Origin of the sequence: Shewanella sp. FJAT-51649, from assembly GCF_019457435.1 — a bacterium.
Taxonomy (GTDB): domain Bacteria; phylum Pseudomonadota; class Gammaproteobacteria; order Enterobacterales; family Shewanellaceae; genus Shewanella; species Shewanella mangrovisoli.
Window position 1 is genome coordinate 116,164 of sequence record NZ_CP080411.1, and the last position, 22,155, is coordinate 138,318.

19 protein-coding genes and 1 riboswitch are annotated in these 22,155 nt (G+C 49.4%); of the genes, 8 read left to right on the forward strand and 11 right to left on the reverse strand.

Translation table 11 applies throughout. From position 1 onward, the window contains the following. Position 1 precedes the first annotated feature (1 nt). Complete coding sequence (locus K0H59_RS00555) at positions 2-625, reverse strand: LysE family translocator (RefSeq protein ID WP_089066649.1); 624 nt, start codon at positions 623-625, stop codon at positions 2-4. Between the two features lie 25 nt (positions 626-650). Then, entirely contained in the window at positions 651-1,211 is a 561-nt protein-coding gene (locus K0H59_RS00560) for a lysophospholipid acyltransferase family protein (protein WP_220054356.1), read from the reverse strand. A gap of 129 nt (positions 1,212-1,340) precedes the next feature. On the opposite strand from K0H59_RS00560, the gene K0H59_RS00565 reads away from it, so the two are divergent. Beyond that, the gene (locus K0H59_RS00565; protein WP_220054357.1) at positions 1,341-1,790 is read left to right on the forward strand and encodes a DUF4440 domain-containing protein; all 450 of its coding nucleotides are present in this window, start codon (positions 1,341-1,343) and stop codon (positions 1,788-1,790) included. 4 nt (positions 1,791-1,794) lie between these two features. Here the strand turns inward: K0H59_RS00565 and K0H59_RS00570 are convergent, their stop codons facing one another. Beyond that, positions 1,795-2,595 carry an NRDE family protein gene (locus tag K0H59_RS00570; protein WP_220054358.1) on the reverse strand — a complete coding sequence of 267 codons (801 nt, stop codon included), beginning with the start codon at positions 2,593-2,595 and terminating at the stop codon, positions 1,795-1,797. 63 nt (positions 2,596-2,658) lie between these two features. After that, positions 2,659-4,290 carry a metal transporter gene (locus K0H59_RS00575; RefSeq protein ID WP_220054359.1) on the reverse strand — a complete coding sequence of 544 codons (1,632 nt, stop codon included), beginning with the start codon at positions 4,288-4,290 and terminating at the stop codon, positions 2,659-2,661. 300 nt (positions 4,291-4,590) lie between these two features. On the opposite strand from K0H59_RS00575, the gene K0H59_RS00580 reads away from it, so the two are divergent. Then, positions 4,591-5,184, forward strand: a complete 594-nt coding sequence (locus K0H59_RS00580) for a YhgN family NAAT transporter (protein ID WP_011715396.1) — start codon at positions 4,591-4,593, stop codon at positions 5,182-5,184. 294 nt (positions 5,185-5,478) lie between these two features. Beyond that, the gene (locus K0H59_RS00585) at positions 5,479-8,049 is read left to right on the forward strand and encodes an immune inhibitor A domain-containing protein (protein WP_220054360.1); all 2,571 of its coding nucleotides are present in this window, start codon (positions 5,479-5,481) and stop codon (positions 8,047-8,049) included. Positions 8,050-8,114: 65 nt separating this feature from the next. On the opposite strand, the gene K0H59_RS00590 is transcribed toward K0H59_RS00585, so the two are convergent. Continuing rightward, entirely contained in the window at positions 8,115-8,678 is a 564-nt protein-coding gene (locus K0H59_RS00590) for a chorismate lyase (protein WP_011715398.1), read from the reverse strand. 101 nt (positions 8,679-8,779) lie between these two features. Here K0H59_RS00590 and K0H59_RS00595 point away from each other — a divergent pair, with 101 nt between their 5' ends. Continuing rightward, the gene (locus K0H59_RS00595) at positions 8,780-9,190 is read left to right on the forward strand and encodes a flagellar basal body-associated protein FliL (RefSeq protein ID WP_220054361.1); all 411 of its coding nucleotides are present in this window, start codon (positions 8,780-8,782) and stop codon (positions 9,188-9,190) included. Positions 9,191-9,250: 60 nt separating this feature from the next. Beyond that, positions 9,251-10,345, forward strand: a complete 1,095-nt coding sequence (gene rlmF, locus K0H59_RS00600; protein WP_220054362.1) for a 23S rRNA (adenine(1618)-N(6))-methyltransferase RlmF — start codon at positions 9,251-9,253, stop codon at positions 10,343-10,345. A gap of 42 nt (positions 10,346-10,387) precedes the next feature. On the opposite strand, the gene K0H59_RS00605 is transcribed toward rlmF, so the two are convergent. Genes K0H59_RS00605 through moeA form a run of 4 tightly spaced genes read right to left on the reverse strand, consistent with a single transcriptional unit; the run spans position 10,388 to position 13,453 of the window. Further along, positions 10,388-10,684: a DUF333 domain-containing protein gene (locus K0H59_RS00605; protein WP_220054363.1), complete on the reverse strand. Its 297-nt coding sequence runs from the start codon at positions 10,682-10,684 to the stop codon at positions 10,388-10,390. Positions 10,685-10,709: 25 nt separating this feature from the next. Beyond that, positions 10,710-11,372: a Bax inhibitor-1 family protein gene (locus tag K0H59_RS00610; RefSeq protein WP_220054364.1), complete on the reverse strand. Its 663-nt coding sequence runs from the start codon at positions 11,370-11,372 to the stop codon at positions 10,710-10,712. A gap of 54 nt (positions 11,373-11,426) precedes the next feature. Continuing rightward, complete coding sequence (gene moeB, locus K0H59_RS00615; RefSeq protein ID WP_220054365.1) at positions 11,427-12,188, reverse strand: molybdopterin-synthase adenylyltransferase MoeB; 762 nt, start codon at positions 12,186-12,188, stop codon at positions 11,427-11,429. A gap of 11 nt (positions 12,189-12,199) precedes the next feature. Next, complete coding sequence (gene moeA, locus K0H59_RS00620; protein ID WP_220054366.1) at positions 12,200-13,453, reverse strand: molybdopterin molybdotransferase MoeA; 1,254 nt, start codon at positions 13,451-13,453, stop codon at positions 12,200-12,202. Positions 13,454-13,779: 326 nt separating this feature from the next. Here moeA and ftnA point away from each other — a divergent pair, with 326 nt between their 5' ends. Further along, positions 13,780-14,316, forward strand: coding sequence for a non-heme ferritin (ftnA, locus tag K0H59_RS00625; protein ID WP_011620966.1), 537 nt, complete (start codon positions 13,780-13,782; stop codon positions 14,314-14,316). Between the two features lie 88 nt (positions 14,317-14,404). On the opposite strand, the gene K0H59_RS00630 is transcribed toward ftnA, so the two are convergent. Next, a complete protein-coding gene (locus tag K0H59_RS00630; protein WP_220054367.1) occupies positions 14,405-17,638 on the reverse strand; it encodes an EAL domain-containing protein in 3,234 nt (1,077 codons plus the stop codon). A gap of 363 nt (positions 17,639-18,001) precedes the next feature. Further along, the gene (gene ribB, locus K0H59_RS00635) at positions 18,002-18,655 is read right to left on the reverse strand and encodes a 3,4-dihydroxy-2-butanone-4-phosphate synthase (protein ID WP_220054368.1); all 654 of its coding nucleotides are present in this window, start codon (positions 18,653-18,655) and stop codon (positions 18,002-18,004) included. A 211-nt stretch (positions 18,656-18,866) separates the two neighbouring features. After that, positions 18,867-19,101: riboswitch (FMN riboswitch) on the reverse strand. 240 nt (positions 19,102-19,341) lie between these two features. Between ribB and K0H59_RS00640 the strand changes: the two genes are divergently transcribed. Next, positions 19,342-21,477 carry a S9 family peptidase gene (locus K0H59_RS00640; protein ID WP_220054369.1) on the forward strand — a complete coding sequence of 712 codons (2,136 nt, stop codon included), beginning with the start codon at positions 19,342-19,344 and terminating at the stop codon, positions 21,475-21,477. Positions 21,478-21,487: 10 nt separating this feature from the next. Further along, positions 21,488-21,931: a GIY-YIG nuclease family protein gene (locus K0H59_RS21175; RefSeq protein WP_258405874.1), complete on the forward strand. Its 444-nt coding sequence runs from the start codon at positions 21,488-21,490 to the stop codon at positions 21,929-21,931. Positions 21,932-22,155 lie beyond the last annotated feature (224 nt).

The following is a 22,155-nucleotide window of genomic DNA, read 5'->3' on the forward strand; positions in this document are numbered from 1 at the left end:
TCTAATCCCGACTGACTAAGATGGCGGCGAGGGTGAGAAATACGCCGCCGCTGGTACGGTCAAACCAATGCAGTTTGTTGCTGGCCTTTAGGCTCGGGGCCAGCACATTCGCCATCGAGGCGTACAGCATCACAAAACTAAAATCGACCAGCGCCCAGGTGAGGGCAAGAATCGTCAGTTGCGGCATTTGTGGTGCGGTTAAATCGATAAATTGTGGAAATAACGCCGCAAAAAACAGCAGGTCTTTAGGATTGCTGATCCCTACTAAAAATGCCTGTTTATAGAGTTGTTTAGCAGTCCCTTTTCCTTCGGTTTTCGTCACTTCCAGCTTTTGCCCCTGCGACTTGGTGAGCACGAGTTTAATGCCCAAAAACACCAGATAGGCGGCGCCGCACCATTTGAGCAAGCTAAAGCCGTATTCCGAGGCGCTGATAATGGCGCCTAATCCTGCCGCCGAAGCCGCCATCAGCACCAGCGCGGCGCTGACACTGCCAAGCCCTGTGGCTATGCTACGTTTTTTACCGAAATGAATGCCATGGGACATAGACAACATGGCGATAGGCCCGGGGGAAATCCCAATCAAAACAATCGCAAAAAGATAGAGTAACCAAGTTTCGGTCTGCATGCTTTGCTCCGTGATTCCTCAGTCATTAACGTCTGTTGTCTGGCGTATAGTCGGGGATCGTTTTGGGATGACGCCCTTTAATGCTGCGGTAAAAACTGAGGATTTCCGCCATATCTTGCTCGATTTCCCTTGGTTGCAGTGGCGGTTGGATCACCACGGCCTTACGGGCAAAGTCTAAGCCGACTCGCACGATTGGTACCTGCGCCTTGGAAGCTATATGGTAGAAGCCGCATTTCCAGCGGGTTACAGGGCTGCGAGTACCTTCGGGGGCGAGCGCGAGTTTATAGTCGGATTGGGTGGCAAATAACTGCACCGCAGCATCGACTAAGTTATTGTTTTTACGCCTGTCCACTGGGCTGCCACCGATAGCGCGGAAGAACCAACCCCAAGGCGGAATAAACAATTGATGCTTACCGAGGAAGTGTATGCGGGTGTTTAAGGCGCCGCGGGCGAGTACGCCGATGATAAAGTCCCAGTTACTGGTGTGTGGCGCAACAATCACAATGTATTTGGCTTGAGAGGGTAACAGCCCTTGGATTTGCCAGCCTGAAATTTTGAGTAGCCAGCGGCATAAATGTGTAAACATAGTTTGGTGCTCAGAGTCGAAAAATGAATAATATCATCAGCTTTTTTTAATTATAAATCGGCTTTGACAAGATAGTCTGCGCCAATTTGGTTATAGTACAGTCTAACCTGATAGTTGGGGAGCGATACTATGTTGCGACAGGGATTGATGAAAAAACACATTTTACAGTGCTTCGCGGTACTGATGTTGCTGTTTGTTGGGCAGGTGAGTGCAGTGCCGACGGATGACATTGCCCAAATGCTAAAAGGTCAGGAAGATGCGTGGAACCGCGGCGATCTTGACGCTTACATGCAGGGTTATTGGAAGAGCGAACAGCTTAGATTTGTCTCTAATGGAAAGTTTCGTTACGGCTGGGATGAAACCCTTGCCGCCTACAAGAAAAACTATCCGAATAAAGAGGCGCTGGGTGAGCTGAAGTTCACCATCAAAGAAATCAAAATGCTCAGTAACTACGCCGCTATGGTGGTGGGACGTTGGGATTTAAAGCGGCAAAAGGATGCGCCCACGGGGGTATTTACCCTGCTGGTGGAAAAAATTGATGACCGCTGGGTGATCACTATGGACCACAGTTCGGATTGAGCCGTTAAAAGTGGGCGAGACAGTCCGGCTCTTTAGGTAATTGCGATGGCAGGGTGAAGTGGAAATCCTGCTGTCCCAGTCGTCGACCCTTACCGTCATATCTTACCTCGGTAAACTGGACTTCCCCATGGGCATTTTGCAGCAAAATGCTGGTGGAGCGGGTGCCATAGTCGGGGTGACGAATATAAATTGCCGCGAGTCGGCGCTCCCACTCTAGCCCGACGCCCGTATCGGGTAGCTCGTTATCCTCTGGACGCGAATCATCCTGCATTAACTGAATCAGCGACTCTATCTCAAGTGGCTCCGATTGTTGGATAAGGGCCTCGAGCGAACGTTGGCCTTTGGCCATTTTCGGCCAGATATCATCGAGTGCGCCATTGCTTATTGCATGGAATCCTGCCGTGAGTTTTACCGTTTCTTGCTTAAGACTGTTGAAGCAATAGAGATTAGTGCCTTGGCCAAACACGAGATTAAATGGCTGATAATCTTCGGCGTGTTCCTCAAGCCAATTTGGACAGATAAGCGAACCCGAGCTTAGGGCTTTAATGATCAGTTCGCCGCGGCTACGCATCGGCTCTTGGGCTTTTTGCGCCACCCTCAAGTTAGTGACTCCTGCAATTTGCCCCTGTTTATTCACCCCAAACCAAGTGCCACCCGCCTGCAAATCCTTGCCCGCGAGCATATTCTGCTCCGGCGGCCAAAATTGTGCAGGGGCTGTGGGTCTGTGGTGAAACTCGTCCCGATTGGCGCAAATGATCAGCGGATACTGGGGGTGAGTTTTAAGGGCGACGAAGAGTATGCACATAACAGGCTAAATTTATCCTAGGAGTAGGATTAACTTAGCCTGTCTGTGATCAAATGAACAGTGCTAGTGATGGTGCTTATTTGCATCGCTATGGCTGTGGCCGCCACTCTGATGAGTGTGTGTATGGCCATGCCCGTGACTATGGGCGGTTTCTGCTGCCGAGGCATGCGCATGATCATGGCCGTGCTTATGACCATGAGTAGCGGGTTTTAACATCATCAGGCGACGTAAGAATTTACGTGGGCCTAGGCGCAGTAAACTCGCGGCAAATAAACCGGATAGAACCAGCAAGGCGGCCAAGTTAATCGCCTCAGGCAAGGTGACCAAGGAGAACCACATAGGTAACTTAAGGGCTGCTACCAGTGATACGGCAATAATAGTCAGCAAAACACCACGTTGCGGCCAGTTCATAAGTTTAAGTTGGGCGATGTTCAGCACGGGCGCAGCAATCAGAGGCAGTATGATGGCAATTGGGCTCCAGCCGCTGTAGGCGAGGGCAATCGACAGTACTGCTGCACCTAAATTACAGAAGCGCATCGGTAAAAAGACCAACAAGAGTACGGCAATCTGCAACATAGGATTGCTTAACGGTACCGAAGGATGGCCGATCAGATTGACGAGTACTAGGCTGAGAAGCACCCAAGGGGCACTGCGATCAACCAGATGGGCAAAGCCAAAGCGCAGCGCATTGTGGGGCAACTTGCTGTGGGGATCGGTAATCTCGACCCGAGCATGGGCGAGATAGGCGCTCATAATAAACACCACGAGTAGTTGGAATAACGCTAACCAAGGGCCGAGCAGTAACGCGGTAAGCACAAGCGCCTCAGGACCCGCCAAGCGTTGGAACCAACGGCGAGCGAGGCTGTTATCCTGCGGGGTTAAGCCTAACTGGAATCGCAGCGCGGCCGCGGCATAGCTGAGTAAAAGTACCGGCGCTATGGTCATTAGCCAAGTGGTTAGCTGTTCGGTGCTGTGATCGTGGTGGGCATGGTCATGGCCGCCGGAATCCATCAGGAGCAGCACCATCAACAATCCAATCCCCAATAAACTGCCGATACCGGCCTGATATTCATACTGGCCTTGCTTATCGGTATCGTGTTGACCATGGGGTTGATGCAGCACAACGTGCAGGATTGAGCCTGTCACAAAGGCTTGTAAATAAACGGTATTATCTAAACTGAGCTGGGATAATAATTGCTCGCCCGCGAAATAACCCACGCCAGTGAGCAACATCATGGCGACTAATACGAGACTTGCCCAACGGGTTCCGACTTGAGGCTTGAGTAACCACCAAATCGCGAGGCCGACGGGCAGTCGATGCAATATCACCCCGAGCGCTAATAGGCTGGAATTGCCGTCCTGCTGCGCCAGTACCATAGCGCCGCCATCTGTGATGGTGTGCAGTAAAAGACCACCAATCCCGAGTGACAGGGTGAGATTATGGGTGATCTCTGAGTAGCGGTGGAATAAGCGTTCGCTGGCGGTCGGTCCCCAGAGGCCGAGGACGACAAAGACGATGGCCAATAGGCCGCCATGCTCGAGCAATTCAGGCAAAATATGGATCAGCACTAGCCCGCCTAAAGAGACGAAGATAAAGCCATCGAGTCCCTTCTGTAAGCCGCTGCCCGATGAAAAGTAGCGATAAAACAGTGGTCCGATTAAGAGTGCGATACAGCTAGCGAGAAGATAGAGCATGGATTCCACGAATTTTGCTGAAAAAACGCCATAGTATACCAGTTGTAATCAAAATGAGCAGCGACTTACTGGCAATTTACTCAAGCGACAATGACCTATCATTGCAGGCGCAGAAATCCATTCAACGCTCGAGGGCCTTATCTCAGTGCGCAGTGCGGCTTGGCATTTGGCGGGGGACATTGACAATGGCATGCTGGCTTAGGGCCATCATTAGGAATTATATAGATAATTTTTCACATCTGTAACGCGAAAAAGTTATACAATATCGGCTCATGTTGGCTTGGGTGTTGATAACGTTAAATGGATATATTTTCTGCTGCGGTAATGTTGTTTTTGATCATGGATCCCCTCGGTAATTTACCGATTTTCGCGTCGATTTTAAGACATATCGACCCGAAAAAACGTCGTAGGGTTTTGATCCGCGAACTGATTTTCGCATTATTGATCATGTTGGCCTTCCTGTATGCCGGCGAAGCCATCCTCAGTTTCTTAAATCTACGTTCCGAGTCTGTCAGCATCGCTGGCGGGATTATCCTATTCCTGATTGCCATTCGGATGATTTTCCCTCAGCCGGGCGGCGTGGTTGGTCTTGCGGCGGGAGAGGAACCCTTTATCGTCCCTATGGCCATTCCGTTGATGGCGGGACCATCGATTCTGGCCGCGCTGATTTTACTCGCGCACACCGACAGCTCTCGCATGGGTGACTGGACGATAGCGCTAGTATCTGCGTGGGGAGCGAGTGCGGTTATCCTAATGTTCTATAAGCTCTTTACCCGTATGTTGGGTGAAAAAGGCTTAACGGCTGTTGAGCGCTTGATGGGTATGGTTCTGGTGATGATATCGGTGCAAATGTTCCTCGATGGGGTTTCAAACTATATGAAAACCGCCAGCTAAACCTAGCTTTGTTTTGCAAGAACCGCATTGACGCCCGTTAATGCGGTTTTTTTATGCCTAAGGGGCGATGAGGAGCGTTTGCTGAATAACGGCTGACAAAACATAAAAAGAATCCCATCCCTGAATGTATCAAGTTGTTACGCAAAAGTAGTCCTGATATGTTTTTACATCCCCGAAATTGGGGAAGGTATTCAAGATCGCGAGCCGCCAAAAACAAACTTGCCATAGAGCAAATAGGCACTAGCCTTAGAAAATAGCTTAGCTACAGCGCACATTGTGACGGAAGGAAGAGTAATGCGAAGTTCAAGAAGTATCACAGCGTTAGGATTGATGTTGGCCTTGCTGAGTGGCGCAAGTATTGCGGCGCCAAATCATACGCCAGCGGATGCAGGGGTCATCAATAAAGAAAGGATCCTCTATTGGTTGATCAAGCGGGGAGAAGTCTCCGCAGATGCCAGCGACAGCGTTAAGCAAGCGGCCGTTGAAGCCTATATTGCCCGTGCCAACCTAGCCCAGCCCAAAGAGCCTAGAATGGTGATTGAGGCCGAGCAGGATAGGCTGCAAAAAGCCAAGTCGACGGCGATGATGCGCGCCCCTGCACAGCGGGTGTTAGCGGATGCCGACGTGACCAAAACGGTAAAGGTATTAACCGTTCTAATTGATTTTCCTGATTTAAAGTATAACAACAATGGTTTAACGGCGAGTGATACCGACATGTATTACTCCAGTTACCCCGCTTCTCACTATAAAAATTTACTCTTCTCCACCACAGGTTTTAATGGTCCTCAAGGGCAGACCTTAGATTCGGCCTATCAATATTACCAAGCTGTTTCGGGCAAGACTTTCTTCTTCACGGGCGATGTGAAAGGTTGGTACACCGCGAGCCAAAATGCCGATTACTATGGCGCGAATAATGCTGGCAGGGGAAGCGATGCAAATGTGACTGAGCTGGTTAAAGAGGCGGTCAGCCAAGCGGTTGCTAATATATCGGAGGCGGAACTCGCCACCTATGATGTTGAAGACCCATACGATTTTAATGATAACGGCAATCTAAATGAGCCCGATGGCATAATTGACCATGTGATGATTTTCCACTCGAGTATTGGGGAAGAGACTGGGGGCGGCAAATTAGGGGATAACGCGATTTGGTCGCATCGCTATTATGTTGACCAAAGCACGCAAGGTTATAGCCTACCTGGGTCGTCCAAAAAACTCTTTGGTTACACCATACAACCAATCGATGCGGCAACCGGGGTATGTACTCATGAGTTTGGCCATGATCTGGGTTTGCCCGATGAGTATGACACTACAGAAAACGATAACCAAGACGGCTCACCAGTGGGTTATTGGTCTTTAATGTCTTCGGGTAGCTGGACAGGCGCTCTTGCGGGAACTAAGCCTAGCGGTTTTAGCCCCTATGCACGCTCCTATTTGCAGACAAAATATAAAGGTAAATGGCTGAATGAGCGTGAAATCAGCTTAGACAGCATTCCAAAATCTGGCATGGAAGTGACACTGAACCAGGCGTCAAATCAAGACCTAGTGAATCAGGTGTCGATTCCTCTCCCCGCAGCTCCGATTGCCTTTAAAGCACCCTATCAAGGGAGTTATCAGTATTACTCTGGCCAAGGCGATATGCTGAGCAATAGCATGAGCTTTACGGCGAATTTACCGGCGACGAGTGAAAAACTCACGCTTGCGATGCAGGCGAGTTGGGAAATTGAAGCCGACTACGACTATATGCAGGTCAAAGTGAACGGCGTGGCGATGGCGGGCAATTACACTAAGTCCGTCAATGCGATTAACAGTGCTCGACATATTATTACGGGTAAATCATCGAGTATTTCGACCGCAGTAGGCAGTGATGCTTGGGTAGGATTGGAATATGATTTATCAGCCTACGCTGGCAAAGCTGTGACGATTGAATTTTCCTATGTGACCGATGAGGCGACAACCGAGTCGGGTATCACTATCGACAATATCAGCATCAAGCAAGGTGCAACTGAGTTGTATGCCGATAATGCCGAGGTTGCGGGTAAAGCCACTCTGGCAGGTTACAATCGTATTACCGACACTCGCCCAGGCCCTGCATCCCGTTATCTTATCCAGTTACGCAGTCATAATGGTGTCGATGCTGGATTAAAGAGTAAAGGTTTTGATCCCGGAGTACTCCTGTGGTTAGAGGATTTTAGTTACTACGATAACAATGTGTCTGATCATCCTGGCCACGGTTTGATTGGGGTGATAGATGCGGATCAGAACATGATTGGCAACAACTCGACCGATGTGCAAATCCGTGATGCAGCCTTTAGTACGGTAAGACAAACGGCTTACAGCGGCGATAATAACCTCGAGCCTGTGAGCCTGTTTGACGATAGTTTCGATTACAGTGCACCGCTACAACCTCAATCGGGTATGGTGTTGCAAAAACTGGGCTTGACGATGCAAGTGGTCTCTCAAGCCAGCGATAACAGCACAGCGGTGATCCGTTTAGCTAATGCGAATGCTGATCCAGCGTTAACTCCCTTAACCGCTGGTTTTAGTGTCAGTGCCAACCAGCTCACGGTGAACTTTAGCAACACCTCGGCAGGTGGCGTTGGTAGCCTAAGTTATACATGGAACTTTGGCGATGGCACCTCAAGCACTTCGGCATCGCCAACCCACACTTACACTCGCGCGGGCATTTACACTGTCACGCTGACGGTGAAAGATACTCAAAACGCTACTGCAAGCAGCAGTTCAAGCGTTACCGTGACAGCACCAACGACGCCTGCTGAAACATCGAGTGGCGGCGGTGGTGGCAGTCTAGGCTGGCTGAGCCTGATGTTGCTCGGTGGTTTTGCGTGGCGTCGCCAGCGTCAATAAGCGGATGTGTTACCGAAAAATGCCTCTGATATAGAGGCATTTTTGTTTTAGCGTAGAGGTTAGGACTATAGCCTAGCCATCGCTTGCACTGCAGCTGGGAGGAACATTTCGCTGACAAACATTTCCTCCTCGTCATGGTGGAAATATCGGCGTCGGCCCCAGAGCTCGTGTTCGACGTTTTGCGCTAAACTCTGAGCGAGCTGGGCGAGGCGACTATCGGTGGTAAAGCGGGCTATTTCGATGCGACCTGGCACAAAACTGTCTTGGCTAAACAATAATTCGCCCAGTGGACGTGTACCTAGGCCTAAAAAATCGGCTTGGCGGGTCGATAATAAAGATTGCGGGATCAAGGTTCTAGCAAATACCCAAGGCACAGAATCGAGGCAGAGTAACACTTCTCGCACCCAAACGGCATTTTGCTTGGGATATTCCCCTTCGAGCGGGGCACATTGGCCTTCACCGAGGATTTTGACTTCGAACTTATCGCAACAGCCCTTGAGCTTTTGTGTCAGGCTTCCCGGTGCTAGCAACCATTCTTTAAGGGGAGAAGAGGGAAGATTTTTGGCATTATCGGCACAAAACCATTGAATAGATTCGCCATAGGGGAAGCTTAAGCTGGTCACATTCATTAAATACTCGTTACAATATAAGCAAACGTCGGCAGTCTACCAGATAGATTGGGAAGTTTCTTCCATTGACCATTATTGTTTTTAGGGAGCTGTAAACCGCGATGAAAAAATTATTATCAGCCTGCCTGATCTTATTCAGTGTTGTATTCAGTGCATATGCGGCCGACGAGAAAGAAGCGACTCCCGCTGGGGATTATGCTTACTACGGTTTCGAACCCGAAATCGTGACTAACTATATTTCAAACCGCAAAAAACTGGGGTTTGTGAAGATCAGTGTCGAGCTGATGGTCAAAAATCCCGATGATCTCGTCATTGTCGAGCGCCACGATCCGCTGCTGCGCGCCGCGATTATCGAAGTGCTTGGTAATCAGGCCGAAGAAAAGATTAAGTCCCTCACTGGCCGTGAAGAAATCCGCCGTGAGTGCTTCGATACTGTGAATAATCTGCTGACCAAAGAAGCGGGTAAGCCCTTAGTGGTCAACCTACTGTTTACCTCCTATCTTTACGATTAATTCCGCCAATATGTTTGAGGGCTGATCCTTGGATTGGCCTGCCCTTGTTGATAAGTCATTATGCCTAAACCCGCCATTAAAACTGCCGCCAAACTCGCGATGTCATCCGCAGGTAAACGGGGCAAGCCAAGCACGCCAAAATCGCTAGCTAACTCCCAAGCCGCCAAGCCGAAAATGGCGAGTAAGCTCAAGGCGAAGCACGGCGAGCAGAAGCGCTTACATCCGCGTAACTTGCACCTTAATGGTTATGACTTCCCGGCCTTGATGGCGAGTTTTCCTAAGCTAAAAGCCTTTGTCCGGCCCACGCCCTACGGCGCCTTATCTATCGATTTTGCCGATCCCTTAGCGGTAAAAACCCTCAATGCGGCGCTCTTGAACCATCATTATGGGCTGGCGTTTTGGGATATCCCCAAGGGCGCGCTGTGCCCGCCAATCCCTGGGCGGGTCGACTATCTGCATTACTTGGCCGATCTGTTATTTGAGGGCGGCAAAGTTAAGCGCGCTGCGGCGATCCGTGCCTTAGATATAGGCACTGGGGCGAATGGCGTTTATGCCATCTTAGGGCATCAAGTGTATGACTGGCAGTTTGTCGCCTCGGATATTAATCCCGAGTCGCTCGCCAATGTGCAGCGGATTATCGACAATAACCCGAGTTTGCAGGGGCACTTATCCTTAAGGCGGCAGCAGGATGACAAGGCGGTCTTTAAGGGGATCATTCAAGCTTCTGATCGCTTCGAGCTAACCCTGTGCAATCCTCCCTTTCATGGCTCGTTAAAAGAAGCGAGTGAAGGCTCGCTGCGCAAGGTGCGTAATCTGCAACTTAATCGTGGCGAGCAGCCTAAAGCGACCAGCGCGACCTTAAACTTTGGTGGTCAGGCGGCGGAGTTATGGTGCCAAGGGGGAGAAAAGCAATTTTTAGCCACTATGATCCGCGAGAGCCAAGCGTTTGCCGAGCAGTGTTTGTGGTTTACCAGCTTAGTGTCGAAGCAGGAGAATCTAAAGCCCTGTTATCAGGCTTTGGAAAAGTTGAGTGTCGATACAGTAAAAACCATTGAGATGCAGCAGGGCAATAAAGTCACTCGGGTACTCGCATGGAGTTTCCATTCGCAGGCTAAACGTTTGCAGTGGTGTAATCAGGTCATCAGTGGGACATAAAAAAACAGGCGCCGAGTGCGCCTGTTTTTTTATTAGCCTCAATTACTGGGCGTTTTCCTGTGGATGGTCGCGGCGAAATAGCGCCCATTCATCAATTTTTTCACCGCTTGGCAAAATACAAATGCCATGTTCACCTTCAGCAGTCTTTTGGATTTCTGAGGTGCCACCTAGTGAGACGCAGTATTCGGCGGCTGGGTTGGCGATTTGCACCTTAGCGCCAGTTTTGGCTTCGGTTTTTACTTCGGCAGGCGCCTGGGTTGCAGGTTCAGTCTTCTCGCCGCAGCCAGCTAAGCTGCCGCACATGATCAGGCCGATTAACAGTGGTGATGTTAACTTCATGCTGATTTCCTTGTCGTTGAGTGACTTATTTACGTCCTAAAATCCGCAAAATACGCAGAAATAGGTTGATGATATCCATATACAAAGCGGCGGCACTGTCGACGGCATTATCGACGGTTTTCGGGATTTGATTCGCGCGGCCCCAATCGTAGCCAATATAGCCGCAGAAAATGAGCACAACTATCCAATCCAAAATGCCGTGGTGGGTTTTAAAGATAAATATTTCAATCAGTTCAACGACTATCACTAATAACAATGCGATAGTCAGCACCCCAGCGATTTTCTGGAAGAAGGCCGGAAACATAGTTCCTAAACACATCATGGCGATAGTGACTAAGCCCGTGATTCGAATCGCCTCGGTCACCAGCTCAGGGTCGTACTGGCTGACGACCATATTAATGATCAAGCCAAAGGGCACGACCACAAAGTTGTAGCCGATAAAACTGACGAGGGGGTTACTCGACGTTTGAAATAAGTAAATCCCAAAGAAACACGAAGCGAAGTAACCGATAAAGAAAACCCAAGGGTTAACGCTGGCAATCGCTTCGGGGTCGATATGGCTGACCATTATATAGTTCATGGCAAAACCCCAGAGTAGGGTTAAGCCAATCACTAAATTATAAAGACCCGCGCCTATGAGAGTGTCATCGGTAGTGCGGCGGTCGAATACGCTGTTTTCAGAATCCATTGATTTTTATATCCTTAATTGTAAAAAGCGTGCTAAGTGGTAAAGGTTAATCTGTCACTCACCACAAATCTTGCAGTGGGGTTGTTTAGGGAGTTTCATTTCGCGAAATTCCATGGTCATGGCATCGATCATCAATATTCGTCCTGCAAGTGTCTTGCCCATCCCTGCAATCACTTTAATGGCTTCAACCGCCTGTAAGCAGCCGACCATGCCGACCACGGGGGCGAGAATACCGGACTCCACACAGCTGAGTTGTTGCTCGCCAAAGAGTGAACTAAAGCAATGATAACAAGGCGTTTGCCCTTGATAGTCGAAGACAGTAACCATGCCTTCCATACGAATCGCGGCGGCCGAGACCAGCGGGATCTTGTGCTTAAAACAGCTTTGATTTAACTGCTCACGCACACTGACATTATCGGTGCAATCGACCACGATACTGTGGCTGGCGACTAAGGCGTCGATCTCATGGTCATCTAATACCGCATTGATGGCATTGATTTTAACGTGAGGATTGAGTCGGTTAAGGCTCTGCTTGGCCGACTCGACCTTAGGTTGGCCGATAGTCGCATCCTGATGCAGCACTTGGCGCTGCAAATTAGAGAGTTCGACCGTATCGAAATCCACTAGAGTCAGCTCGCCAATGCCCGCAACGGTGAGATACTGCCCCGCCGCGCAGCCTAAACCGCCGGCGCCAATCATCAAGACTCTGGCGAGTTTTAAGCGCTCTTGGCCGTCGATATCCATCGCCTTGATGGAGATTTGGCGACTGTAGCGGGTGAGTTCGCCGTCGCTGAGGATCTCTAGTTGTTCATTCATCGAGGCGTACCTTAGCAGAGCACTGAATTAAAAGGTTCAACCGTCACTTGCGTGCCCACAGGGGTATCACCTTGGAATTGCTCCAACAGCACAAAACAATTCGCCAGACTCATAGAGGTCAACATGCCCGAACCTTGGCTGCCCGTGATGGCCACTTCCAATTCGCCCTGTGCATTGCGGGATAAAATGCCGCGCTGATACTCGACACGGCCGGGCTGTTTACGCACGGGAGTTGTCAGAGTGGCTGACAGCATCAGTGGCGCCTTCGGGGTTAAGCCCTGCATCTTATTCAGTATTGGCCACACTAACTTGTAGAAGGTCACCATGGAAGACACAGGATTGCCCGGTAAGCCGCAGAATACCGCCTTGCCTATGCGTCCCATGGCAAAGGGTTTGCCCGGTTTAATGGCGAGTTTCCAGAAGGTGATTTTGCCTTCTTCATCAAGAATTTGCTTAGTGAAATCTGCTTCACCGACCGATACACCGCCCGAGGTTAACACCATATCCGCTTGGCTTGCGGCATGGCGAAATGCGTGGCGAATGGCCTCTGGGTCGTCGGCTATCACGCCTAAATCCAACCATTCCACATTGGCGCGGCTGAGTAAGCCTTGGATGGAATAACGATTTGAATCGTAAATTTGTCCCGGTGCTAAGTCGCTGCCCACGGGGCGCAGTTCATCACCAGTGGAGAAAAACGCGACTTTGAGTTGGCGGTAAACCCGCACCTGACTCACGCCAATGGTGGCTAATACGCCCAGTTCTGCGGCTTTAATTTCGATGCCCGCCTTTAGCACTTTAGTGCCTTGTAGCAGCTCTTCACCGCGGCAACGCACATTGGCGCCCTTAGCCTTAGGGTGATTGATTTGGATTTGATTGCCCTGCGCTTGGGTTTCTTCCTGCATTTGCACTGTGTCATAACCCGCTGGCACTGGTGCGCCCGTCATAATGCGCACGCAGGAGTGAGGGGTTATTTCACCTTCAAAACCATGGCCTGCAAAGGAGCTACCAATCAGGGTTAATGTGGTTTGATTGGTCTGGCTGTTTAAGTCGGCGAAGCGAAAGGCGTAGCCGTCCATCGAGGAGTTATCGAAGGGCGGCAAATCAATGCAAGAGGCCAAATCTTCGGCCAATACGCGGCCAAGCGCATGGGGAAGGGTAACGACTTCTGTGTCTGACACTGGGCTAACCTGCTCAAGCAGAAGGGGAATGGCTTGATCTGGATGCATTAAGCTAGGTTGCGAACAAGGATCGGCTTTCACGGACATCGGGTCTTCCTTATGGGCAAAAGATTGGGCAAATATGCTGGCTATTATGCCACGCTGTGCTTGCTTGGCTATGATCTGCATAGGGGTTTATGTGATTTGTCAGACAGTTTTGCTTAAGTCTTGCCTAAAGAAAACGCTAGCAAGACGTCATTTTGCGACGACTTGGATATGCTGCTAAATACGAGTCTATGAACAAATGAAAATCATTTTTATCAATGAATCATTAGCTTAGCTCTATAAACAAAGGTAAATTTTGTTGCTTTTGGCGACGCCCTTCATGACAATGTGTGCCAAGATTTCAGTTCGAATGCCCAAGAGGATTAACTATGCTGTCTGCAACCATGATCGAAAAGTTGAATGAACAAATTAATATGGAGTTCTTCTCCTCTAATTTATACCTGCAAATGAGCGCATGGTGTGAAGATCAAGGCTTTGAAGGCGCAGCAAAATTTATGCGCGAACATGCGGACGAAGAAATGGGCCATATGCGTCGTTTGTTCACCTATGTGAGCGAAACCGGCGGCTTACCTCTATTGGGTGCCATTGAAGCGCCGCAGTCACAGTTTGACTCTCTGCTGGCGTTATTCGAGCTGACCTATGAGCATGAGCAGTTGATCACCAGTAAGATCAATGCCTTGGCCCATGCAGCCTTTTCAAACCAAGATTATTCGACCTTCAACTTCCTGCAATGGTATGTGGCCGAGCAGCACGAAGAAGAAAAGCTGTTTAAGTCGATTGTCGATAAGATCCGTTTAGTGGGCGAAGATGGTAAAGCACTGTTCTTTATCGATAAAGATTTAGCTAAGTTGGCATCAAAGGGCGGTGAGAGCATTATGAATCCCCAAAGCCAACCACAGGCTTAAGCGCCATTGCGATATTCAACGCGATAATAAAAAAGCAGCCTAGGCTGCTTTTTTAATCTCTATGATTCGTGGCTACCGGGTAAATCTATCAACTGTTTACGCACTTCTCACGTTGCTCTAAGTGCAACATTTTCGGCAAGGTCTGGCCGAGTAATGGCGTAATCTCATCGAATGGTAGTGGTTTAGAGAGTAAATAGCCTTGGGCATAGTGGCAGCCTAGGTCGCGCAGAAACTTCCACTGTGCCTCGGTTTCGATTCCTTCGGCCACCAATTCCATTTCAAGGCTTTGCCCCATCATCACAATGGCCTTGACCAGATTGGCGTTCGAGCTGTTATCGAGGGCGTTTTCGACAAAACTGCGGTCAATCTTGATAACGGAAATCGGGAATTTCTTCAGATAACTCAAGGAGGAATAGCCTGTGCCAAAATCATCGATATAAATCTGCGAGCCTAAGTGGCGAATCGATTCGAGGGTGCTTAGACAGTGGCTGGCATCGCCCATCAGCATGCTCTCGGTGATCTCGATATGCACGTTTCTCGGGTTGATATGGTGACGATTAAAACACTCCTGCAGCACTTGGTCGAAACCTATGCCGCGGGTATTGATGCATTGGCGGCTCGAGACATTGATCGCGATATTGAGTTTGAACCCCATATGTTGCCATTGCCTCAGGTCGTGCATGGCTTGGTTGAGTACCCATTCGCCCATAGGTTCGATAAGGCCAGTCTCTTCGGCGATACGAATAAAGTGATCCGGAGGGATCAGGCCTAAGTCTGGGTCTTGCCAGCGGATCAGTGCTTCAAGGCTGCACACTTTACCCGTTTTCATATCCACAATCGGCTGATAATGAAGAGTAAATTCATCCTGAGCCACGGCGCGGCGCAGGCGCTGTTCAAGCTCCATACGGGCAAACATGGCCTGGTTCATGCCGGAGGTAAAGTATTTAAAGTTGTTGCGACCAGCATCCTTGGCTTGATACATGGCCATTTCGGTATTGCGGGTCAGCGAACTGACATCGAGCCCGTCTTCTGGGTAGACGCCAATGCCGAAGCTGGCGGAAATCTGGATTTCCCGTTCATTTAAATTAAAGGGAGTCGCTAGGGTTTCGATGATTCGGCTCGCCATATGCTCGATGGCTAACTCATTGGTTAATCTTGGTAAAATAAGCACAAACTCATCACCGCCGATACGGGCGATAAAATCGTTTTTACCCATAATATTTTCTAACCGTTTGGCCACATCCTGCAGCAAGAGGTCACCCGTCGCATGGCCTTGCACATCATTGATGTATTTGAATTGGTCTAAGTCGATCAGCAGAATCGCCAGTTTGCGGGAGTCGTGTTGGGCGAGTTGGATTTCATGCTGTAGCCGCTCGTTAAACAGCTTGCGGTTGGGCAGTCCGGTTAGCGTGTCGAAGTTGGCTTGATACCAGAGGTCTTGTTCGTATTGCTTGCGCTTACTGATATCCATAAATAAACCAATATGTTGGATTATTTCGCCCTGCTCATTGCGCACCACAGTAATTGCGAGGTACTCGGGATACACTTGGCCATCTTTGCGTTTATTCCAGATTTCGCCTTCCCATTTGCCTTCTTTATGCAGCGCTTCCCACATGGCGGTGTAGTAATGATGCGGGTGGCGATTCGAGCTTAAAATCGAGGGGCTGCGGCCCTTTACTTCTTCGAGGCTATAGCCGGTGATCTGGCTAAAGGCGGGGTTAATCAGCTCGATATGGTTATCGGCATCCGTGACCATAATGCCTTCGGCGGAATAGTTAAACACAGCGGCGGCGCGGCTTAGGGCGTGGTTGGCCTTTTGGCGTTCGCTAATCATCCGATTCATCGCCTGTGCCATGCGGGCCAACTCGTCGGAGCCGGAAGCATCGATATTGATATTAAGCTGCGGATCGGCGGCCATTCGCTGCATATCATTGGCAATCTTAGTGATTTTCACCATAAAGCTGCGAATAATTTTACGCCCCAGCCAGAGGGTAATCGCCGCGGTAAAAAATGCGGAGAATAAATATAACCCGAGCAAACTGAGTGACTTAGTTTGCTCAACCTCACTCTGGTGCGCCATGTTTTCGGTGATTTCATCGCTGATGGCGTGCAGCTTATTGATCCTATCGCTGGTGAGCGACCACCAGTGCTTACTGCTGACCGGATGCGGTGGCATTAACAGCTTGTCTATGGCCTCGCTCAGGCCGCTATCATTGACTTGGGCGAGTGCGGTGATTTCTTCGAGTGACAGTTGCTGTTGCTTCAACTGTTGCAGTTTAGACATGCAGAATTGATATTGATCGACACTGTCTTCAATCGTCCTGACCGCCGCTTTAAGCTCGGGAATATTGCGGATTTCATGATTTAGTTCATCGAGATTCAGCTGGATAATTGCCTGTGCCTTAGTAAATTTCTCTAGCGAGGCAGCATCGCCCTTGATGAGGTAATCCTGAAAACTGTCAATCAAGCCACCGTAGCCTAAATGAGCATTAATATTTTGCACTAAGGTACTGACGCGGATTTGTTGCTCTATTTGTTGGCTAATCTTGAGGATACGCAGATTCTCGGGAGAGGTTTGCACCTTGCGGATTAAGGACTGACGGTCAGAAATCGAGGCGTTGCTGGCATGTTCTATGGCTTGACCATATTCATACATGATAGTGCTGATCGCGCGGTAGTCGTTAATGTTCAGCGTTTGCGACAGCAGCATTCGATTAATCGCACTACGCTCTTTTACCGCCAGTTGTTGCACCATCAATAAGTTAAGCAAATCCGTGTAGGCGCGAGATTGCGCAATATCGTTGGTTTGTAACTGTAATTGCTGGATAAGTTTGACCAATTCCGTGTTGAACTGGTTATACAAATCGATAAAGGCCTTAGGATGTTGGTCGAGCGCCTCTTGGCGACCGGATGCTAGCCTATGACTTAACAGGGTTAGGGTATTGAGCTGCTCCTGCAACTGTGCGGCGGCGAGTTGATTGCGACCCAAGGCAGACATTAAAGCGCTTAAGGCTGAGCCATTGAGCAGGGTATCTAAGGCGTCTGAGGTTATCTGTTGTTGCTGTAGCAGGCGTGTTTCTTCTTGGGGGGAACCGGGGGCAGAAAGCTGGACACTGAGGCCATATTCGTTATGCAGTTGGTAGAGTAGTTCGGTGGTTTGGGCGGTCGCTTGGATTGCCAGATGGTTCTGATTGGCGGAGCGATATTCCTTCACCAGCACATACATCCGCGACAACACAAAAATACTCATCATCAGCAAAGGTAGCAGTGAAAACAGAATCAACTTCTGCTTCAGGCTGAGATGCTGTAGCGTGGATGGCATGTAAACTTACTCCTACTTTTGCCCGGTTGGAGACATAAAAAATCAAGGCATAACCTTGATGTGTTGAAAGTGGAAAAAGACCGGGCACTGGGTGTGGATATTTAACATAGAAGCAAGAGGGTCGCGACCCCTAGTTTATGGATATCTAATCTAGCTCACGAAATTCAGAGATTTATTATATATAACTAACATACTATTTTTATTAGTGTATTTACTCTCCTAGCAAACGAATCTTTTGTTTGTCTGTGATATTGAGCTTAATTTGATACAAATTCTCCCGCTTTTTAGCATGATGTTTGGTCAATAAAAAAGGACGTGGGCAGAGCCGACGTCCTTTAAATGGCATCCCGCTTTGGGGATTAATTAGCCAACATTGGCTAATAATGACTTACGGTAAACCACGATATCCTCAATCGTCAGCACAGGCATATTGTGCTCGGCACCGAAGGCGATAATTTCTGGCAGACGCGCCATAGTGCCATCGGGATTGGTGACTTCACATAACACGCCCGCAGGCTTGAGTCCGGCCAGTTGCATTAAATCGATAGTGCCTTCGGTATGGCCACGGCGAGTTAATACGCCGCCGGGTTGGGCGCGCAGTGGATACACATGGCCTGGGCGCGCTAAATCGTTTGGCTTAGCATTATCGGCGATAGCGGTTTTAATGGTAGTGACACGATCCGCTGCCGAAACCCCAGTGGTGACACCCACTTTAGCTTCGATACTCACGGTAAAGGCAGTGCCATATTGGCTCGAGTTGTTTTCTACCATAGGTGGCAGCTCAAGGGCTTTGACCTTTTCATCCGGTAAACACAAACATACGATACCGCTGCATTCGCGGATCAACATGGCCATTTGCGCATTGGTGAGTGACTCGGCGGCAAAAATTAAGTCGCCTTCGTTTTCTCTATCTTCGTCGTCGACGACCAACACACCTTGGCCTTGGCGCAGGGCTTCAAGACCCGCTTCAACGCGTTCGATAGCAGTACCAAAAGGAGCAAGTAAAGACTGATTCATGGTTAATATCCTTCAAAAATACGACATGGGAATTTCCAGAATCAGGGCGTGCAGAAATACAGCCTTTACCCAAAAGGGATTGAGCTGTAGCAATAGACCCATTTAAGCTCAATGGCTTACGTCGGCTAATTGCAAAATATGAGGCTAACATTCAGATGGCGGTAGCTTTCGATCATTGGCTGAAACGAAGCGCCCGTATCCTAATGTTGTCTTACATTCTCTTCCATCCGGACTCAGTACCGTTGCTATGATGGCAAACAGTCCATTACCGTCGGCTCTGGAATAGTAGCGCTCGATAGGCGTTAACCATAACGAGACAAGCTAAGTCACCAGATCTGCTGACCCCGAAATTGCGTTCGGGCGCTCGCGGGCTTTAGTGGGAGTGAAAACGGCTCACGACACTATTTACCGCCGGTGGGGAGTTTCACCCCGCCCTGAGAATTGTTGTTAGGCCTTGGCCTAAAAACGCGGTTATGTTGCGCCTATTTAGTTGGAATGGCAATAAAATCGCGCCATAAATTGGGCAATGTTTGCGCAAGCGCACAACTGGCCGCCAAGCTTAAACCAGCATCATCTTTAGGAAACTCGCAACAAGCGCTAGCTTGGGTATATCATATCCGACACATCAACTTATTGGCTTGCCGTCGTGCCCCACGATGGTGTTTGAACGTCACAAGGACGTATACATGCGCACTCTGCTGCTTACTTTAGGTCTCGCTATGCTATTACCCGGTTGCTCCACTCCAAAAGGGCAAGTCTCTGCGCCCGTTGCGGAAAAAATCCCCCATGTGATGACCTTGCACGGGGTCACACGTACCGACGATTACTACTGGATGCGCGACGATAAACGCCAAGATCCTAAGGTTTTGGCGCATCTGAATGCCGAAAACCGTTATACCCAAGCCTACTTTAAACCGCTTAAGTCATTGCAGGATGGGCTGTTTAACGAACTTACTGGGCGCTTAGTGGCCGATGAGTCGAGCGTGCCGTACCAATGGCACCAGCACAGCTATTACCGCCGCTACCAAGAGGGCGGCGAATATCCGCTGATCGCTCGCAAAGGCAGTGACGGGATTGAGCAAATGATGCTGGACGTGAATGAGCGCGCCAAGGGCCATGAGTTTTATGGTTTAGGTGGCGTCAGCGTCAGCCCAGATGAAACCATGCTGGCCTTCGGTGAAGATGTGCTAAGCCGCCGCGTGTATCACATCTATTTTAAAGATATTGAGTCCGGCGCCATGATCACCGATGTGCTTGAAAACACAGAGGGACGTATCGTTTGGGGCAATGATAATCGCCATGTGTTTTATATCGCTAAGGATCTGCAAACCCTGCTGGGTTACCGTGTATATCGCCACGAACTCGGCACGCCACAATCGAGCGACGTGTTGGTGTATGAGGAGCAAGATGATGCTTACTACATCTCCCTCGGCAAGAGTTTAGACGAGTCGCAAATTGTGCTGTTCCATGAGAGCACCACCACTAGCGAAGTGTCGGTGCTGGATGCTAACGATCCCCTAAGCCTATTCAAACCTGTGCTGGCGCGGGAAGAAGGCCATGAATACAGCGTCTCTAAGCTGGGCGACAGTTATTACATTCTCACCAACTGGCAGGCGACTAACTTCCGTTTGATGAAAGTGGCGATTAAGGATGCCGCCGATAAATCCAAATGGCAGGAGGTGGTTGCCCATAATCCCAATGCGCGTATCGAAGACGAGCTGGTATTGAAGGATTATTTGGTGATTCAAACCCGCGAGAATGGCCTAACGCGCATTAAAGTGATGCCATTCAATGGTCAAAAGCCCTTTGAGCTGAGTTTTGATGAACCTGCTTATGTGCTGGGTTTAGATGTTAACGCCCAGCAAGATAGCGACAAATTGCGGATTTTCTACTCGAGCCTGACCACGCCCGAGGCGATTTATGAGTACCACTTAAGCAATCCTGATAGACGCGATTTGCTTAAGCAGGAACAAGTGCTCGGCGGCTTCGATGCCAGCCAATATCGCGCCGAACGTTTATTTGTCACCGCTCGCGATGGTGCTAAGGTGCCAGTGTCCTTGGTGTATCGTAAGGATAAGTTCAAGAAAGACGGCACCAACCCTCTGTATCAATATGGTTATGGTTCATACGGTTACACAGTAGAGCCAGACTTTTCTTCGTCGGTTATTAGTCTGCTCGACCGCGGCTTTGTATATGCCATCGCCCATGTGCGTGGCAGCGAAATGCTCGGCCGCCCTTGGTACGATGCGGGCAAGTTGCTGAATAAAAAGAATACCTTTAATGACTTTATTGATGTCACTACCGCCTTAACCGAGCAAGGTTATGGTGATAAAAATAAAGTGGTGGCTTCGGGTGGCAGTGCTGGCGGGTTGTTAATGGGTGCGATTGCCAATATGGCGCCTGAAAAGTACTTTGCTATCGCGGCGCATGTGCCCTTTGTGGATGTGGTGACGACTATGCTCGATGAGTCGATTCCGCTCACCACCAATGAGTACGATGAATGGGGTAATCCAAACGAGAAGACCTATTTCGACTATATGCTCAGCTACTCACCCTATGACAATGTTGCCGACCATGAGTACCCACACCTGTTGGTGACGACAGGTTTACATGATTCACAGGTGCAGTATTTCGAGCCAGCGAAATGGGTAGCAAAACTGCGTGAAGTGCAAAATAAATGGTACAAACTGGACGATAAGGTGTTGTTATTCGACGTCAATATGGATGCAGGACACGGTGGCAAGAGTGGCCGTTATCGCCAGTATCAAGACACAGCGCAGGAATATGCCTTCTTCCTAAGCCTGCTCGGCATGACTAAATAGGCGCCAACGGGTGACTGATTTAGTGATTGAAGCCGCTAATTCAACTCCCTCGGCTAGCCCTCAAAAAGGGGCTAGCCAAACTCAAGTTGTTAACAAAGCTCAGCTTTCTAGCAAGCCAGAAGCGTTAGGTGCTGAGCAAGCTGTTACTTCGGAGCAAGGCGCGACGTCAGAGATAGAACAAGTCTCGATGTGGTATCTGTACCTTATCCGCTGCGCCAATGGCCACTTATACACAGGCATCACGACAGATGTCGCACGCCGCTTTAACGAACATCAATCAAGCAGTCCCAAAGCTGCAAAGTACCTGCGCGGCAAAGGGCCATTAACCCTAATGTATCAAGAACCAGTCGGCACTCGCAGCGATGCGCTAAGGCGTGAAATCGCAGTTAAAAAGTTAAGCCGCAGTCAAAAGCTCGCTTTGATAGCGTTAGGTATGATGGCGGGGAACGATTAAGCACTGCAATTCCAGTGACACGCCGTGAATATATCCCTATAGGCTCGACGGCGGCATCCATGCCGCCAACGGTCACTTTCATGACAGTGCTTAATCTCGTCGACATCTGTGTATGCAGGGAGTTAAATCTAACAATCGGTATCTTGTTAAACTTATAAAGCTAAAACGATATCAAGTGAATACGATCTGAGCCGCATAGAAAACAGCTATCCTACAAAAGCAAA